Annotated in this window: 14 protein-coding genes, 3 pseudogenes and 2 other annotated features; of the genes and pseudogenes, 16 read left to right on the top strand and 1 reads right to left on the bottom strand. The window is 34.5% G+C overall.

All coding sequences use genetic code 11. The features are described 5' to 3' along the window. Window positions 1-132 precede the first annotated feature (132 nt). From ACYFX0_RS14120 to ACYFX0_RS14100, 5 genes and pseudogenes are all read left to right on the top strand, one after another. Window positions 133-537: pseudogene (locus ACYFX0_RS14120) on the top strand (O-methyltransferase); the annotation flags it as partial. Window positions 538-684: 147 nt separating this feature from the next. Continuing rightward, window positions 685-952 (top strand): annotated as a pseudogene (locus ACYFX0_RS14115) (O-methyltransferase); the annotation flags it as partial. A 129-nt stretch (window positions 953-1,081) separates the two neighbouring features. Next, a complete protein-coding gene (locus ACYFX0_RS14110) occupies window positions 1,082-1,951 on the top strand; it encodes an aminoglycoside 6-adenylyltransferase (protein WP_001258547.1) in 870 nt (289 codons plus the stop codon). A gap of 118 nt (window positions 1,952-2,069) precedes the next feature. After that, complete coding sequence (locus ACYFX0_RS14105) at window positions 2,070-2,897, top strand: peptidoglycan-N-acetylglucosamine deacetylase (protein ID WP_000291206.1); 828 nt, start codon at window positions 2,070-2,072, stop codon at window positions 2,895-2,897. 70 nt (window positions 2,898-2,967) lie between these two features. After that, a complete protein-coding gene (locus tag ACYFX0_RS14100; RefSeq protein WP_025989011.1) occupies window positions 2,968-3,306 on the top strand; it encodes an SdpI family protein in 339 nt (112 codons plus the stop codon). 52 nt (window positions 3,307-3,358) lie between these two features. On the opposite strand, the gene ACYFX0_RS14095 is transcribed toward ACYFX0_RS14100, so the two are convergent. Further along, window positions 3,359-3,967, bottom strand: a complete 609-nt coding sequence (locus ACYFX0_RS14095; RefSeq protein ID WP_000141348.1) for an NUDIX hydrolase — start codon at window positions 3,965-3,967, stop codon at window positions 3,359-3,361. Between the two features lie 81 nt (window positions 3,968-4,048). Between ACYFX0_RS14095 and ACYFX0_RS14090 the strand changes: the two genes are divergently transcribed. The 11 genes and pseudogenes from ACYFX0_RS14090 to ACYFX0_RS14040 form a co-directional block, all read left to right on the top strand. Beyond that, the gene (locus tag ACYFX0_RS14090; RefSeq protein ID WP_000402143.1) at window positions 4,049-4,687 is read left to right on the top strand and encodes a pyridoxamine 5'-phosphate oxidase family protein; all 639 of its coding nucleotides are present in this window, start codon (window positions 4,049-4,051) and stop codon (window positions 4,685-4,687) included. 383 nt (window positions 4,688-5,070) lie between these two features. Further along, window positions 5,071-5,302: a binding site (T-box leader), on the top strand. Window positions 5,303-5,417: 115 nt separating this feature from the next. Further along, window positions 5,418-5,649 (top strand) — a binding site (T-box leader). A 155-nt stretch (window positions 5,650-5,804) separates the two neighbouring features. After that, the gene (locus ACYFX0_RS14085; protein ID WP_001066894.1) at window positions 5,805-7,100 is read left to right on the top strand and encodes a homoserine dehydrogenase; all 1,296 of its coding nucleotides are present in this window, start codon (window positions 5,805-5,807) and stop codon (window positions 7,098-7,100) included. Beyond that, window positions 7,093-8,151, top strand: coding sequence for a threonine synthase (gene thrC, locus ACYFX0_RS14080; RefSeq protein ID WP_000276426.1), 1,059 nt, complete (start codon window positions 7,093-7,095; stop codon window positions 8,149-8,151). Before ACYFX0_RS14085 ends, thrC begins: the two co-directional genes overlap by 8 nt. Then, a complete protein-coding gene (thrB, locus tag ACYFX0_RS14075; RefSeq protein WP_000612685.1) occupies window positions 8,148-9,041 on the top strand; it encodes a homoserine kinase in 894 nt (297 codons plus the stop codon). Before thrC ends, thrB begins: the two co-directional genes overlap by 4 nt. A gap of 133 nt (window positions 9,042-9,174) precedes the next feature. Further along, complete coding sequence (locus ACYFX0_RS14070; protein ID WP_001031477.1) at window positions 9,175-9,384, top strand: DUF6366 family protein; 210 nt, start codon at window positions 9,175-9,177, stop codon at window positions 9,382-9,384. 207 nt (window positions 9,385-9,591) lie between these two features. Continuing rightward, on the top strand, window positions 9,592-11,895 hold the full coding sequence (locus tag ACYFX0_RS14065) for a glycoside hydrolase (protein WP_000738097.1): 2,304 nt from the start codon (window positions 9,592-9,594) through the stop codon (window positions 11,893-11,895). A 320-nt stretch (window positions 11,896-12,215) separates the two neighbouring features. Beyond that, a complete protein-coding gene (locus ACYFX0_RS14060) occupies window positions 12,216-13,217 on the top strand; it encodes an LCP family protein (protein ID WP_002083270.1) in 1,002 nt (333 codons plus the stop codon). Between the two features lie 584 nt (window positions 13,218-13,801). Next, on the top strand, window positions 13,802-14,623 hold the full coding sequence (locus ACYFX0_RS14055) for a peptidoglycan-N-acetylglucosamine deacetylase (protein ID WP_000409486.1): 822 nt from the start codon (window positions 13,802-13,804) through the stop codon (window positions 14,621-14,623). A 14-nt stretch (window positions 14,624-14,637) separates the two neighbouring features. Then, window positions 14,638-15,294: a YkyA family protein gene (locus tag ACYFX0_RS14050; RefSeq protein WP_000873575.1), complete on the top strand. Its 657-nt coding sequence runs from the start codon at window positions 14,638-14,640 to the stop codon at window positions 15,292-15,294. 159 nt (window positions 15,295-15,453) lie between these two features. Further along, window positions 15,454-16,134, top strand: a complete 681-nt coding sequence (locus ACYFX0_RS14045) for an MgtC/SapB family protein (RefSeq protein ID WP_000119510.1) — start codon at window positions 15,454-15,456, stop codon at window positions 16,132-16,134. Window positions 16,135-16,215: 81 nt separating this feature from the next. Then, a pseudogene (locus ACYFX0_RS14040) lies at window positions 16,216-16,921 on the top strand (transposase); the annotation flags it as partial.

The following is a 16,921-nucleotide window of genomic DNA, read 5'->3' as shown; positions in this document are numbered from 1 at the left end:
TTAAAAGAAGGGATATCTATTCTGTAAGGGGGAGATGTCCCTTCTTTATTTTTTGTATTTGAGACAGAATTTTCGGTATAATTAAAAGTGAATGGTAGAAAGCGTTGGGAAATTGAAAGGGATGGTATTTACATGAGTACAATTGAGAAATGGACGGCTGTTGATCAATATATGAGTGATGTATTAATACCGAAAGATTCTACATTAGAAAGGGTCCTTCAAGCGAATGCTGCAGCTAATTTACCGGCACATGATGTATCGCCAACGCAAGGGAAGTTTTTACAACTATTAGTACAAATTCAAGGAGCTCGAAACATTTTGGAAATTGGTACTCCAGGCGGATATAGCACGATATGGATTGCAAGGGGCTTACCATCTGGAGGCCAAGTTGTTACATTGGAAGCAAATGAAAAACATGCAGAAATTGCACGTAGCAATATTGAACGTGCTAATTTGAATGATAAAATTGAAATACGAACAGGATTAGCGTTAGATTCTTTACAACAAATAGAAAATGAGAAGCATGAACCTTTTGATTTTATCCCGCATTAACGGGCAGTAAGACTCCCACCTCAAAGGTCGGCTGGAGCAAAGAAGTTAGGTGGGAGATCAACTGCCCGTTAATGCCCGATTGGTTCAACTAATAATCAGTGGGGATGAACCCCCCACTGATTAAAGTTTCACTTTATTTTCATAGATGCTGATAAACAAAATAATCCGACTTATTTTTGAATGGGCACTGAAACTATCACGCCCTGGTACCGTAATTATTGGAGATAATGTAGTACGTGAAGGAGAAGTTATTAATGATACTAGTAACGATCCTCGTGTACAAGGGATACGTCGTTTCTATGAATTAATAGCTGCAGAGCCACGTGTTAGTGCTACAGCGCTTCAAACTGTCGGAAGTAAGGGATACGATGGATTTGTAATGGCAATCGTAAAAGAATGATGTAAGGAGACAGGTGGAATGAAAAAGATGTTTGAAAAATTATAACATGTATCGTGTATAACGAGATTAGCTCGTGGCCCTCCAGTATAGCACTATATTATATATTAAAAAATTGGAGGTTGTGAGTAGATGAGAACTGAAAAAGAAATGTTAGACGTAATTATAAATACAGCAATAGAGGATGAAAGAATTCGAGCAGTTATCATGAATGGATCGCGTGTAAATCCAAATGTGAAAAGAGATTGTTTTCAAGACTATGATATTATGTATGTTGTAAATGATATACAATCTTTTACGTCTAATCATAATTGGGTTCATAGATTTGGAGAAATAATGATAGTACAAATGCCAGAAGAAATGTCGTTAGTTCAACCAGATGAAGATGGAAAGTTTCCGTATTTAATGCAGTTCATGGATGGGAATCGGATTGATTTAACGCTAGTTCCAGTTGAGTTAATAAAAAAGTTCGTTGGACAAGATAGTTTAAGTAAACTGCTTCTTGATAAAGATAATTGTCTGGAAGAATTCCCACCAGCAAGTGATAAAGATTACTTAGTAAAAAAGCCTACAGAAAAAGAGTTTTTAGATTGTTGTAATGAATTTTGGTGGTGTAGTACGAATATCGCAAAAGGGTTATGGCGAGAGGAACTTTCTTATGCAAAAGGAATGCTTGAAGGACCAGTGCGAGATATGTTCATCGTAATGCTAGAATGGTATATTGGTATGAAAACAGACTTTACAGTTAATACAGGGAAGTTTGGAAAGCATTTCGAGCAATATATTGAAGAAGATATGTGGGAGCAATTTAAAAGGACATTTTCTAATGCAGAATATGAAAATATGTGGGAGTCATTCTTTGTTATGGGTGATTTATTTAGAGAAGTGGCGAACGAAATTGCTAACACATATGAATATCAATATCCGCAAGATGATGATAAAGTGACGAACTATTTAAAACATGTGAAAGCTTTGCCAAAAGATAGTACATCAATTTATTAATAATATAAAGCAGTAAGACTGTCCTAATTAAGGACAGTCTTATTTTTGTTTATGAATAACAATTTCTCTAACAAAGTGCAGATGAATCACATATGAAAATTTAGGGAGGTTTTTTATCATGTATTATTTTTATTCGCCAGAAATGTTTGCTCCATATCAATGGGGACTAGAACGAGATGTTTCGTATGCTTATATGCCATATAACTCACTTTATTATGGAGAATATATAAGCGCATTGCCATACGCATATATCCCTCAAAGCTATGAAGTACAAATGAAAGTAGATGATCGTGGATCGTGGACACCATTTTCATGGGTTGAAAAATATGCGTACGCATTTTCAGGACCGTATAATAAAGCGGAAGTAGCTCTTACATTTGATGATGGACCAGATTCAGAATTCACGCCAAAAATATTAGATAAGTTAAAACAACATAATGTAAAAGCTACTTTTTTCTTACTTGGTGAAAACGCAGAAAAATTTCCGAACGTAGTAAAGCGTATTGCAAATGAAGGGCATGTAATTGGTAATCATACGTATAGTCATCCAAATTTAGCGAAAGTAAATGAGGATGAGTACCGTAATCAAATTATAAAAACAGAAGAAATATTAAATCGTTTAGCTGGTTATGCACCAAAGTTTATACGTCCGCCATACGGTGAAATACTTGAAAATCAATTGAAGTGGGCGACAGAGCAAAATTTTATGATTGTACAGTGGAGTGTTGATACAGTTGATTGGAAAGGTGTAAGCGCTGATACGATTACAAATAATGTATTAGGGAATTCATTTCCAGGAAGTGTCATCCTTCAGCATTCAACACCGGGTGGGCATCTACAAGGATCTGTAGATGCACTAGACAAAATCATTCCGCAGTTAAAAACGAAAGGGGCACGTTTTGTAACACTTCCGAGTATGTTCCAGACATCAAAAGAAAGAAATTGAATGCGTTATAAATTGGAAAAAAAGGGGTCGTGTCGTATAATGAGGGTGTAAGTTAGGGGGGGTATAATTGATCTATGCATTAGTAAACGTAGGAATAAGCATATTGATCGGTGTTATATTTATACTTGCTGCAATTATCCTTCAAAAAAATCCACCAACGGATATTAACGCAGCATATGGTTATCGTACGAAACGATCCATGAAAAATAAGGAATTATGGGATGCGGGTAATAGGTATAGTGCAGAAGTGATGAAGCAAAACGGATTCATCATGATGTTAATTGGAAGTATTATTAGTATACTGTTTAGATATCCACATACAACAGCAGTGATTATGGCGGTCATGGTATTGTTAATCATTCACTTATTTAGGCGAGTAGAGAAGAGATTAAAGACAATTGAACAATGATGATAAGGAAAATAGGACTCTCAGTCAACGATAGATAGGAGTCCTATTATATTTACAAACTATTATTTTTTAGTAGTTCTTTTCCTTGTTCAACAACAAATTCATAGTATGCAAGATCATACGGATAAATATCTTCAAATGTTATCGTAATCGGTTTATTGTTTAGGACTGAAATCGTCGTTAAAGATGAAATCTCTCCTTTTAATAGTTGTAGAAAAGGAGTTGTATGTACTTTCATCACATCGTCTACTTCTTCACCTGGTGCGAATGGAAGTGGATTGTTGACATTGTGAAAATACATATGACAAAATTCACGATCAGTAAGATTTGAAATTTCATAATCTATTTTAAAGATGCCTTTGTATATTAAATCAGTAGTTTGAAAGGAAAGCCCCAATTCTTCTTCGATTTCACGAAGGCCACCAATTTGTACATCTTCATCATGCATAATATGTCCAGCTGAAGTAATATCCCATATACATGGAGCTTCTTTTTTATTTTTAGAGCGTAATTGGAAATATAAGAACATATCTTCAGCATCTTTTTCTACAAACCAACAATGAAATGTTTCGTGCCAATCACCGTCACGATGCACTTCGTCACGTAATTTCTTCCCAAGTGTATTTCTTTCAGGATCAAATATTGTTAACCACTCTGTCATTTTAATTCCCCTTTCCTCAAATTTTATTATACAATATTTGTATTGAATTTTGGGAAAATAAAGAAAAAGGAGTAGTTATAAGTGGAGATAGAGCGTATGGAAATAAAATCGATTATTTCAACAGAGGAAGAGTTACGGAAAATATTGGGGCAACCAAGTGAGCGAGCGTTAAAGAAAGTTATTTCATCATTAGACCACCATTGCGTAGATTTTCTGTCTAAATCTCCTTTTCTAGTATTATCTACTGCAAATAAATTAGGAGAGTGTGATGCTTCGCCGAGAGGAGATGCACCTGGATTTGTATACGTATTAAATAATAATAAAATTATCATTCCAGAAAGACCGGGCAATCGTCGTATAGACTCCATTTTGAATATTATTTCAAATCCACGTGTAGGACTAATCTTTTTTATTCCAGGTCTTGGGGAGACACTCCGGATAAATGGCCGAGCGTATATTACAAACGACGAAGAAGTTTTGAAAGAAATGCAGGCGAATGGACGTAATCCGTTGCTTGGAATTGTTGTTGAAATAGAAGAGTGTTATATTCATTGTGCAAAAGCTTTTATTCGTTCTAAGATGTGGGATCCAGAATCTTGGTTAAATAAAAAAGAGTTACCTTCAGCAGCAAAAATGTTGCTGGAGCATGCGAAAGTGAATACTTCAGAAGAAGATGTTGCACGTTCTTTAGAAGAAAGTTATACAAAAAGATTGTATTGAAAATTTTATTGATATAGTTTTGTAAGGTGGATATGTACGGGTTTTAGAATGGGGAACTTATCCCGCATTAACGGGCAGTAAGACCCCTACCTTAAAATTCAGCGTAAGTAAAGAAGTTAGGTGGGTATCAACTGCCCGTAAAAGCCCGATTGGTTCAACTAATAATCAGTGGGGATGAACAAAATCCCCACTGATTAAAGTTTCACTTTATATATGAACCGTTGATTTATAAACTGGAGAAATAACAAAATAGGTAAATTGAGTGGCGGTTGCATAATGCTATTGTAAAATATAATAAAAAAAGTTCTTGAAAATAGTTAGTAAAAATAGGCTTGCTTTTTAAAAAGTTGATAACTATAATAAGTTAACAAATAGACATGAACGAAAAAGTAACGATAAGGACAAGAAATCATTTTTACGGTTTACAGAGAGGGAAGCCAAGGGTGTGAGCTTCCTAACACGAGAAATGATTTTACCACCTTTGAACTTCAATAGTGAACGAGTAATCTAGTAATTATTGACGGTATCAGCCGTTATCTGAACTTGAGCAATCTAGAAGGAGATATGTCTAGATTGGAACAAGGGTGGAACCACGAAAACACATTCGTCCCTTTCCTAGGGATGAGTGTGTTTTTTTATAGTTTTTGAGACCGAAAATTTAAAATAATTGAAAAATATTGTTGATTTTGTTTTTTATGCGAGTATAATGAGTTAACAAATAAACATGAACGAAAAAGTAACGATAAGGACAAGAAATCATTTTTACGGTTTACAGAGAGGGAAGCCAAGGGTGTGAGCTTCCTAACACGAGAAATGATTTTACCACCTTTGAACTTCAATAGTGAACGAGTAATCTAGTAATTATTGACGGTATCAGCCGTTATCTGAACTTGAGCAATCTAGAAGGAGATACGTCTAGATTGGAACAAGGGTGGAACCACGAAAACACATTCGTCCCTTTCCTAGGGATGAGTGTGTTTTTTTATTACTTTGAAAGGAGGTGCTTGTAACATGAAACAATTTGTACGTACGGAAATAACCACCACCTGCATGGCCAAAGAGCAGAATAAGGTGATTTATAGGTGTAACAATTAAACTTTTAGGAGGAGATTAGAAGATGAATAACGTTATAAATGTTGGGGTATTAGGTTTAGGTACGGTCGGAAGTGGTGTTGTTCATATTTTGAAAGAACATTATAAAAAAATCGCTCTTGATACAGGATACGAAGTGAAAGTGAAAACAGTCGTTGTACGTGATTTGGAAAAAGAACGCGATGTTTGTATTGACGGAATTGCAGTCACAAGTCATGCAGATGAAGTTCTAAATGATTCAAATATTGATATTGTAGTAGAGGTAATGGGCGGAATTGAAGAAGCAAAACAGCATATTGTTAAGGCTTTAGAAAATAAAAAACATGTCGTAACAGCAAATAAAGATTTAATGGCTGTATATGGTGCAGAGCTTCTTCAACTGGCAAATGATAATGATTGTGATTTATGTTATGAAGCGAGCGTAGCAGGCGGTATTCCAGTGTTAAGAGGACTAACTGACGGGCTAGCATCAGATCAAATTGAAAAAATAATGGGAATTGTAAATGGTACAACAAATTATATGTTAACAAAAATGAGTCAAAATGGGTGGTCTTATGAAGAGGCTTTACAGGAAGCGCAAAAATTAGGTTTTGCAGAATCGGATCCGACAGCAGATGTAGATGGACTAGATGCGGCGAGAAAGGTAGCAATTCTTGCAAACTTAGGTTTTTCGATGAATGTTTCATTAGATGATGTGCAAGTAAGAGGGATTCGAAAGGTCGAAAAAGAAGATTTACAAATGGCTGAAAAGTTAGGATTTACTATGAAGTTAATTGGGAAAGCAGAAAAACAAGGATCAGCCATTCATTTAAGTGTAGAACCGACACTTTTACCAAGTCGTCATCCATTATCGAATGTAAATAATGAATTTAATGCAGTATATGTTCACGGTCAAGCGGTAGGAGAAGTAATGTTTTACGGACCTGGAGCTGGAAAGTTGCCAACTGGTTCTGCTGTAGTAAGTGATATTATTTCCATCGTTAAAAATATGAATCAAGTGCCGAAAAATAAAAGTGCGTTAAAAGAACCAGTTCCTTATGAATTACAAGGTGATGAAGAAGTAGTTTCGAAATATTTCTTGCGTATTTCATTACGAGATGAGCCTGGGATGTTGCAAAAAATAACAGAATGTTTCGTTAATTATTCTGTAAGTTTAAAAGAAGTTATTCAATTACCTTTAAACCGTGAACTGGCAGAAGTTGTTGTTGTGACACATCGAACTTCCAAGTATCAATTCGAACGAGTTTTAGGAGCGATAGAAGCTGTCGCAAGTGAAATAAACAGTTACTACATTATTGAGGAGGAAAAACAATATGTATAAAGGACTATTAAAACAGTATGCTTCTTATTTACCGGTGAATGAAAAAACACCTGATGTGAGCTTAATGGAAGGAAACACACCTCTTATTCCGTTATTAAATATATCAAAGCAATTAGGGGTTCAGCTATATGGTAAGTACGAAGGAGCGAATCCGACAGGTTCTTTTAAAGATCGTGGTATGGTGATGGCAGTTGCTAAGGCGAAAGAAGAAGGTTCAGAAGCAATCATTTGTGCATCAACAGGTAATACATCAGCATCAGCTGCAGCATATGCGGCACGTCTTGGGATGAAATGTATAATCGTCATACCTGAAGGAAAGATTGCACATGGGAAATTAGCGCAAGCGGTCGCTTATGGAGCTGAAATTATTTCAATAGAAGGGAATTTCGATGATGCACTTAAGGCTGTAAGAAATATTGCTGCAGAAGAGCCGATTACGTTAGTAAACTCAGTAAATCCTTATCGAATTGAGGGGCAAAAAACGGCAGCATTTGAAATTTGTGACCAATTGCAAAATGCACCAGATGTTCTAGCTATCCCTGTTGGGAACGCAGGAAATATTACAGCATATTGGAAAGGTTTCTGTGAATATGAGAAAGAAAAAGGTTATAAGAAGCCAAGAATTCATGGCTTTGAAGCAGAAGGAGCAGCTGCAATTGTAAAAGGGCATGTAATTGAAGAGCCTGAAACAATTGCAACAGCAATTCGCATTGGTAACCCAGCAAGTTGGTCGTATGCAGTAGAGGCTGCCGAGCAGTCTTGTGGTGAAATAGATATGGTATCAGATGAAGAAATTTTATATGCGTATAGGTTATTAGCAAAAACTGAAGGAGTTTTCGCTGAACCAGGATCAAATGCTTCATTAGCCGGCGTAATTAAACATGTTCAATCTGGAAAAATCAAAGAGGGAGAAACAGTTGTTGCAGTATTAACTGGAAATGGTTTGAAGGATCCTGATATCGCTATTTCTTCAAATCAACTAGACATCGCAAGTTTGTCAAATAATATAGAACAAATTAAAGATCATATTAAAGGGGTGATTATGTCGTGATACCATTAAGCGTTCGTGTCCCTGCTAGTACGGCGAATGTTGGTCCTGGATTTGATTCAGTTGGAATAGCTTTGTCATTGTATTTAGATGTGGTGGTTAAAGAAAAAGCTGATAAGTGGCAAGTAATCCATTCCTTTGAAGAATCAATTCCGACAGACGATAAAAATTTAATCGTTAGCACGGCATGTAAAGTATGTCCTTCTATATCACCCCATATAATAGAAGTTACTAGCAATATCCCATTAACGAGAGGGCTAGGAAGTAGTGCATCAGCGATTGTAGCTGGGATAGAGGTTGCGAATCAACTAGGTGATTTGAACTTAACTGCTGATCAAAAAGTTCAAATTGCTACAAATTTTGAAGGACATCCTGATAATGTTGCTGCTTCTATATTAGGTGGAACTGTAATCGGAGCACTTGATGGAAAGGATATTTCCGTCGTAAGAATTGAGAGCAAGGAATTAGGGGTAATTTCTCTTATTCCGAATGAAGAATTAAATACAGATGAAAGTCGATCTGTATTACCAAAGATGTTTCCGTTTCATGAGGCAGTTAAAGCTAGTGCGATAAGTAACGTATTAGTAGCTGCATTATGTCAAAAGCGGTGGGAAGTTGTAGGTGAAATGATGGAGAGAGACCATTTTCACGAGCCATATCGTTTAGAACTCGTACCGTTATTACCATCTATTCGTAAATGCGCAAAAGAATTTGGTGCGTACGGCACAGCACTTAGCGGTGCGGGACCATCTATTTTTATATTAACGCCATATGAGAAACGTCAAGAAATCGCTGAGCAATTAGCGAGAGTATTTACAGATATGAAAGTATGTGAGCTTGAAATCGACCATAAAGGTATTATTGTAAATAAGGAAGAGCATATTGGATTATAAAGAAAGCTGGCATGGCTAGCTTTCTTTACGTTGCAAACCTATTTTAAATTGGGTTTTTTCGGAAAAAAATATAAAACAAATGTTGATTTTGAATAATGTAAGTAAAGAGTGCATTCATTTTGGAGGTGATTAAATGAATAAAGAGTCACCAGAAGAAAAAAGAGAGCGTATGAGACAAAGTGAATTAAAAAGTAATCCTACGGGTTCTTTACATGACGGACTCAATAGAGCGGAAGCAGGTAGTCTAGTTGATATAGCCGGCGGTATGAATTGGAAAGGTACAGGGATAATCATTTTAGTACTACTTTTAGGATACATTGTATACACTTATTTTTTCAGTTAAAGAATGCTTGTTAAAATTTTGATTTGTTTAGTTTCATAATTGTTGAGAAAAAATGCAGTTACTGTATTACATATCTTCTAAGCGAATTATAGTTGTTCATATCAACTTTTAATACTCCAAATAGAGCTAGCAAAATGCTAGCTCTATTATTTTTTGCCACATTTCTGTAACAAACCACCTGTATATTCATTGGTGGAGGTGCAGAGGATGAAAAAAATGATAGCGATATGTCTTCTAACAACTATGCCATTTTCGACTTTAGTCGGTTGTGACGTAAAAGGTAGTAATGCTGTACAAGAGTCTAAAATAAAGAAAGCGACGTATAAAGATTTTACTTATGATGTAAATCCAGAAACATTCACAGTAACTGTAGAACATGACGGTGTAAAGGAACAGGCATCACAACCCCTACCGAAAATGAAGGTATCGAATGTAAAAAAAGAAAAGGATCGTACATCGTGGGAATATCCAGATCAAAAAGTAAAAATAAAATTAGAAAAGAAAAAAGACCACTTAAACATTGAAGTGGAATCGACTGGTGCAGAAAGTTTTACATGGCCGAAAGTAGAAGCTGAAAATTATACACTTCCGTTATGGGAGGGTAAGCAAATTCCGAGCAATGATGAGAATTGGAAGAAGTTTTTAAAGGATGATGCATATTCATTTGCTGAATCATTTTCTATGAAGTTTTTCGCATTAAATGGTTCGAAATATTCAATTGTATATATTGCAAACAATATGTTTAATAATGAATTGAAATTTCATTCGGATCCGAAAATAGGATTTGATTTTACACATGAATTTCCGAGCATAAATAAAAATAAAACATATGGATTTCAATTATATGTGACAAATAATGATGCGGTAAGCATTGCTAAACTGTATAAGGATGATATTGTTCGAAAAGGTGAATTTAAAACATTACAAGAAAAGGCTAGAAAAAATAAAGAAATCGAAAAGTTATATGGAGCGGCGCATTTTTATTTTTGGAATCAAAATGGTTTATCAGAAAATAATATAAATTGGCCAAAACTAAGGGAGCAAATAAATAGCCCGCTGTTTAGTCATATAAAAGAACTTATTCAAAAGAATAGTTCAGAGCCTGGGGAACTGAATGTATTAGATCAAGTAAGTAAACAAGATTTCATTGATAAGTATCAAAAAAATGTTATTTTACGTTATATAAACGAAGTATTATCCATGAAGGAATTTTATAAAGAGGATATTTTTCAAAACGTTGACCAGGAAGCTAGTGTGCTATTAAAGAAAGGTGTAGGTCACTTAACGAATACAGAATTGTATAGCTTAAATAAGCATTTATTAAAGTCGCTACTTGGCGATGCGGTTGAAGAGGTAAGTAAATGGGGTAATGCAGATGGAACGGACATACTAAAGGAAATGACAGAGGCCGGAATAGAAAAAGCGTGGATTGGTCTGCCGAACTGGGAACAAGGATTTATGCAACCGAATTTCGTGGCAAAAGCGAAGGAAATGGGGTATTTAGTTGGTCCGTATGATTCATATCATTCCATTCACGAAAAAAGTGATAAAAATTGGAACACAGCATCCTTTAATGACCCATCATTATACGAAGAGGCTACTGTAACGAAGAAAAACGGAGAAAAGGTGCAAGGCTTTTTAGGCAGAGGTCGCAAGTTAAACCCGACTTTATCGCTGCCTAGTGTAAAGGAACGCATGAATGATATATTACAAAATGGTCCTAAATATAATTCATGGTTTATTGATTGTGATGCGACAGGTGAAATTTACGATGACTATTCAGCGAAACATATAACGACACAAGAGCAAGATTTAAAAGCACGTTTAAAACGAATGGACTACATTGCACAAGAAAAGGGTATGGTCGTTGGTTCTGAAGGTGGAAATGATTTTGCTAGTAGTACGATTGCATTTGCACACGGAATTGAAACACCTGTTATTAAATGGGACGATGAAGATATGCGGAAAAATAAAACAAGTCCGTATTATGTCGGTGGATATTGGTCACCAAATCAAAATGTTCCCGAAAAATATGCAAAACAAGTACCATTGAAAGAAGAATATAAACAAGTATATTTAAATCCAGTATATTCGGTACCATTATATAAATTAGTATACAATGATTCCGTTATTACAACGCATCATTGGGAATGGGGAAGTTTAAAGGTAAAAGATGAAGTTGGAAATCGAATGCTGTCTGAATTATTGTATAATGTTCCTCCGTTGTACCATTTAGATGAAGTAGAGTGGAATAAACATAAAAAAGAAATTACAGAGCATCTAAAAGTTTGGAATGAAGTTCATGAAAAAGCAGTAAAAGAAGAGATGACGAATTTTGCGTATTTGTCAGAAGATAAGCTAGTACAATCTGTTTCTTATGGAAAAGATATTAAAATCATTGTGAACTTCTCAAATGAAGACATGGAAGTAGAAAAAACGAAAATAAAAGCAAAGTCGGCTTTTATTGATAATCAGGGGAAGAAAAGCATGTATACGCCGTTTGAGAAATAATAACGTGAAATATACTGTATTCATAGAGGTTTTATTATTAGCTGGACTCTTTATTCATATCGTTTATCTGGAAAAAGATATCCTAATTTAAAATGAAAGAGTTAATGAATTTATAAATTTGCATGTTGCGAAGTGCTAAATTTTTGAAATTGGTAAATAGTGACTTGCCAAAAATAAGTACGAGAGTATAATGTGAAATGGAATACATATTGGGTTTAAGTAGTAACCTTACAAAATTGTAAGGTTAATGAAAGGAAATTCAATATGAAGATAAATAGACTTACATTATACTTGGTAAAGAGAAAGAGAGGCGAATGGGTATGAGCTCTGAATTAGAACAAAATACGAGAAGTAATAAAAAGCGTTCTAAAAGAAAGTCAATAAAATGGTTCATATTAATTCCATTTTTCCTACTTATTTTTGGAGGAGTAGGATATGGTTCGTTTATATATAATAAAGCAAAAGCAGTTGTAAATGATGCATATGCAAAAATTGAAAAGTCATCAAAGCGTGATAAAGAAGTTGAACCTTTAAAGGATAATATTTCAATATTAATCATGGGTGTAGATGGAAGTGAAATGAGAAAAAGCCAATATGGCGAAGCAGTTCGAACAGATGCACTTTTATTAGCAACAATTAATAAAGATGATAAGTCTGTTAAGCTAGTAAGTATTCCACGTGATTCACGTGTTTATATTCCAACTAGAAAAAAATTAGATAAAATTACTCATGCTCACGTATTTGGTGGCGTAGAAAGCACACGCGATACAGTGGAAAGATTTTTAAATGTCCCTGTTGATTATTATGTGAAGTTTAACTTTGAATCATTCGTACAAATTGTCGATTCAATTGGTGGTATTGATATTGATGTACCAGTTACTTTCACTGAACAAGATAGTAAAGACCAAGCTGGTATGATCCATTTAGAAAAAGGTTACCAACATTTAAATGGAGAACAAGCACTTGCACTTGCAAGAACGCGTAAAATTGATAGTGACGCAATGCGTGGACAGAGACAGCAACTTGTAATAGAAGCAATTGCCAAAAAAGCGATGTCTGTTCAATCAATTAGCAAAATGGGCTCTTTACTAGATGCGGTTGATAAAAACATGAAAACGAACTTAACATTTGACGATATGCTTGCCATTACAAAAAATATGGCAGGAACTAATTTGGAAATGGAAAAAATGCAAATAGAAGGTACAGATAAACGTATCGGTGGTATTTATTATTACATTCCAAATGAAAAAAATATAAAAGATATTTCAAAAAAATTAAATGATCATTTAGGTGTAACGCCAAAATCAGTTCGAAACGAATAATAAAAAAAGATTGGCTTTTGCCAATCTTTTTTTTGAAGTGGATTAGCAACTTTTTAATAACGTTTTTTTGTTCTAGAAAAATTATACTAAAATCATTTTAATTTATATAAACAAAAGGTGTAATTATACGATATACTAGAGGGGACTATTTGGAAATTAGCTCCTAAAGTTGAAGGAAAGGAAATTCAATTTATCACTATTTATAGAACAATTGAATTGGTGGAAATTGAAACAGGTTAAAGAAAGACTGTTCAAAATGCAATTACATATTCATACACATTGAAGCGATTAAGGTGAAAGATGAAGAGATAGTAATTGCGAAAGATCATTTATCATATATTGACCAGCTATTTTGCCAGATTAATAATTATGTAATAGGTGAAAATATGGTTTAGCTATCGTCAAAAAATGGTGGATCTTCATGGAGATACGTTGAGTCTTATAAGCACATGGAACAATACTTTTGATAAAACTCCCAGTATAATACAAAAAAATCTGTTTACATGGTGAAATAAAAATAAATAGATGTATAATTATATTGGGCGATTTATATATAAGATTAATAGGGAGAGGAATTCGATAGAATGGAAAAAGCTTTAAAAATTAAACAAATAGTAGTCGTTTTAATAGCGATTGCCGCAGTAGCTATTGGGTATTACATGTTCCAATCAATTACTTCACCAGCAAAAGCTGTTGCGAAACAAGAAAATGTAGTGCAGCTTGCAAGTGAACAGCCGAAAGTTGAAATGAATAAAACGGCACCAAGTCGTTTTAATGGAAAAGAAAGAAAAGTTGCTTATCTTACATTTGACGATGGGCCAGGGAAATATACGGCTGAATTATTAAATACGCTAAAACAACATGATGCGAAGGCGACGTTCTTTTTAATTGGAGCGAATGTCAAAGAATTTCCTGATTTAGTGAAACGTGAAAATGCTGAGGGTCATTATGTAGGCATGCATAGTATGACACATAATTTCGCAAAGTTATATAAAAATGGCGAGTATGTAAATGAGATGAAAGAAGATCAAGGTTTAATCGCTAATATTATTGGGAAATCACCTAAATTAACACGTCCTCCATATGGTTCGATGCCTGGATTGAATGAAGGTCTTCGAAATAAAGTGGTAGAAAGCGGATTTAAAGTATGGGATTGGACAATTGATTCATCAGATTGGAAATACAATAAAATGCCAATTGATGCAGCTGCAGCACAAATTGCTCAAAATGTATTAACAAACGCAACAAAACCACAAGAAGTAATTTTAATGCATGATATTCACCCGCAATCAGTTGCTGCTGTGCCAGCAATTTTAAAGGGGCTAAAAGAAAAGGGTTATGAGTTTGAAGCTTATCATGAAGAGAATCACTTCCCAGTGAACCTCTGGCATGATAACCGTATGTAATGGAGGAATGAACGTTGAAGTATGGAAAAGTAGCAGTAGTAGGAGTATTATCAGTAGGACTTTTAACAGGTTGTTTCGGTGAAAAGCCAGAAGAAAATCTATATACAGCTTTTGAAACAGCAGCAACACAAGAAAAATCTTTAGTGGATGAAGCAAAAAAATTAGAGCAGTTAGAGAAACAAGGGCAAGAATTATATGCTCAAATTTTGCAAGAAGGTAAAGATCATAATGAAGCAGTTGTAAAGAAAATAGAGCAAGCTACTGCAAATGTAGATGATCGTGAAAAAGTATTGAAAAGTGAAAAAGAAATGTTAGAAAAAGCACAGAAGGAAACAAAATCTGTTCAAAGTAATATAGAGAAGATTGAAGATAAGAAGTTACAAAAACAAGCAAAAGCAGTAGAAGAGTCGTATAAAAACCGTTATGATGCATTCAAAAAGATGAATGAAAATTACACGAAAGTGTTAGCGACTGAAAAAGAACTGTATGAAAAATTAAAAGTAAAAGAAACGAAATTAAAAGAAATCGGTGAAAAAGTTAAAACTGTTAATGAATTAAATGTGGAAGCACAAAAGTCGAAAGAGCAGTTTAACAAATTTACAAAAGAGTATAATGACAGTAAATTAGCATTCTACAAAGATGCAGAAATTAAGATTAAAGATCAGAAATAAAGAAGAATCTAAAGTGTAATAAAAAGCCGGAGAAACATCGTTATAAATGTTTTTTCGGTTTTTTACGTTAAATGAATAGAAAAGACTGGAATTGATATCATAAAAGAGTTATAGTGAGTTATTCTAAGGGAAACATTGTAAAGTAAGGAGAATGGAAATATGTCATATGAATTTTTACTCAAATTAGGTTTAGCACTCTTTTTAGGATTATTCATCGGGATAGATAGGCAGCTAAAGAATAAACCACTTGGTGTGAAAACAAGTATGGTTATTTCTGTAGCAAGTTGTTTAATTACGATGGTTTCAATTGAATCTGTGCATGTATATTCTGTTCCAGGACATACAAATATGGATCCGATGCGACTGGCCGCTCAAATTGTTAGTGGAATTGGTTTTCTTGGCGCAGGTGTCATTTTACGAAGAAGTAATGATGTTATTTCTGGATTAACAACAGCTTCTATGGTGTGGGCTGCTTCAGCTTTAGGGATCGCAATTGGTGCGGGATTTTATTTACAAGCGACAGTTGCTATGGTTTTAATTATTTTAGCGATTAATGTACTTCCGCAACTTGTGAAAATTGCAGGACCGTATTCATTAAGACAAAAGGATTTATCTATAAAAATTACTGTTAAAGAGCATCATGAGTTAGATGGTATATTTAAGCAAATTAAAAATTTAGGCATGCATGTGAAACGCGTGAAAATTAAAGATATAGATAGTGGAGCATTTCAGCAATTGGAAATGGTTATTTTAGCTCCAGAAGATTTATATACAACAGAGTTATATAGTTCCCTGAAAGAGATTGATCGAGTAGTTTCAGTTGAAGTGGAAAGTAGATAATTGTGATAAAAAAGAGTGAAGTGAATTGAACTGCACCCCAATTGTTAGACACAGTCTAACAATTGGAGGTGCAGTTTTTCTATGGCTAAATTTACAGCTGATGAAAAAATACAAATCGTTCTACGTTATTTGAACGGAAATGAAAGTTATCGAGAAATGGGTAGATCGCTCGGTATAAGTGACACAATCATTTTGAATTGGGTAAACCAATATAAACAGAATGGTCTGGAAGCTTTTCTAAAACGATGTACAAATTACACACAACAATTTAAACTAGACGTACTAAACTTTATGATTGAAAACGGTATGTCCTTATTTGAGACGGCAGCTATCTTTAATATTCCTGCCCCTTCAACGATTTCTGTTTGGAAAAAACAGCTCGAAACACAAGGAATTGATGCCCTTCAATCTAAGAAAAAGGGGCGTCCATCCATGAAAAAAGATTCAAATAAACAATTAAAACAACATTTAGCTGAAGGGTCAGTCGAAGCACTTGAAGCACGCATTAAACAGCTTGAGATGGAAAATGAGTACTTAAAAAAGTTAAATGCCTTAGTTCAAAACAAGGAAAAATCACAAAACAAGACAAAGCGCAAGTAGTCTATGAATTAAGGCATAAATATTCGGTGAAGGCACTCGTGGAGCTAGCTACTATTCCTCGAAGCACGTATTATGATTTAGTAAAGAAAATGAATCGTCCAGATGTAGATGCCGATTTGAAAGCTGAGATTAAAGCGATTTATGAGGAAAATGAAGGTCGTTATGGTTACCGTCGCATTCGTGATGA

Source organism: Bacillus sp. NEAU-Y102, assembly GCF_054788175.1.
Note: the sequence above shows the minus strand (reverse complement) of the source record. Positions and strands in the feature narration are given on the sequence as shown.

Excerpts from the sequence above, each read along its gene's own strand:
- ACYFX0_RS14055 (WP_000409486.1), top strand. The coding sequence starts at position 13,802 with ATGGAAAAAGCTTTAAAAATTAAACAAATAGTAGTCGTTTTAATAGCG.
- ACYFX0_RS14070 (WP_001031477.1), top strand. The coding sequence starts at position 9,175 with ATGAATAAAGAGTCACCAGAAGAAAAAAGAGAGCGTATGAGACAAAGT.
- ACYFX0_RS14105 (WP_000291206.1), top strand. The coding sequence starts at position 2,070 with ATGTATTATTTTTATTCGCCAGAAATGTTTGCTCCATATCAATGGGGA.
- ACYFX0_RS14095 (WP_000141348.1), bottom strand. The coding sequence starts at position 3,967 with ATGACAGAGTGGTTAACAATATTTGATCCTGAAAGAAATACACTTGGG.
- ACYFX0_RS14060 (WP_002083270.1), top strand. The coding sequence starts at position 12,216 with ATGAGCTCTGAATTAGAACAAAATACGAGAAGTAATAAAAAGCGTTCT.
- thrC (WP_000276426.1), top strand. The coding sequence starts at position 7,093 with ATGTATAAAGGACTATTAAAACAGTATGCTTCTTATTTACCGGTGAAT.
- ACYFX0_RS14110 (WP_001258547.1), top strand. The coding sequence starts at position 1,082 with ATGAGAACTGAAAAAGAAATGTTAGACGTAATTATAAATACAGCAATA.
- ACYFX0_RS14085 (WP_001066894.1), top strand. The coding sequence starts at position 5,805 with ATGAATAACGTTATAAATGTTGGGGTATTAGGTTTAGGTACGGTCGGA.
- ACYFX0_RS14045 (WP_000119510.1), top strand. The coding sequence starts at position 15,454 with ATGTCATATGAATTTTTACTCAAATTAGGTTTAGCACTCTTTTTAGGA.
- ACYFX0_RS14065 (WP_000738097.1), top strand. The coding sequence starts at position 9,592 with ATGAAAAAAATGATAGCGATATGTCTTCTAACAACTATGCCATTTTCG.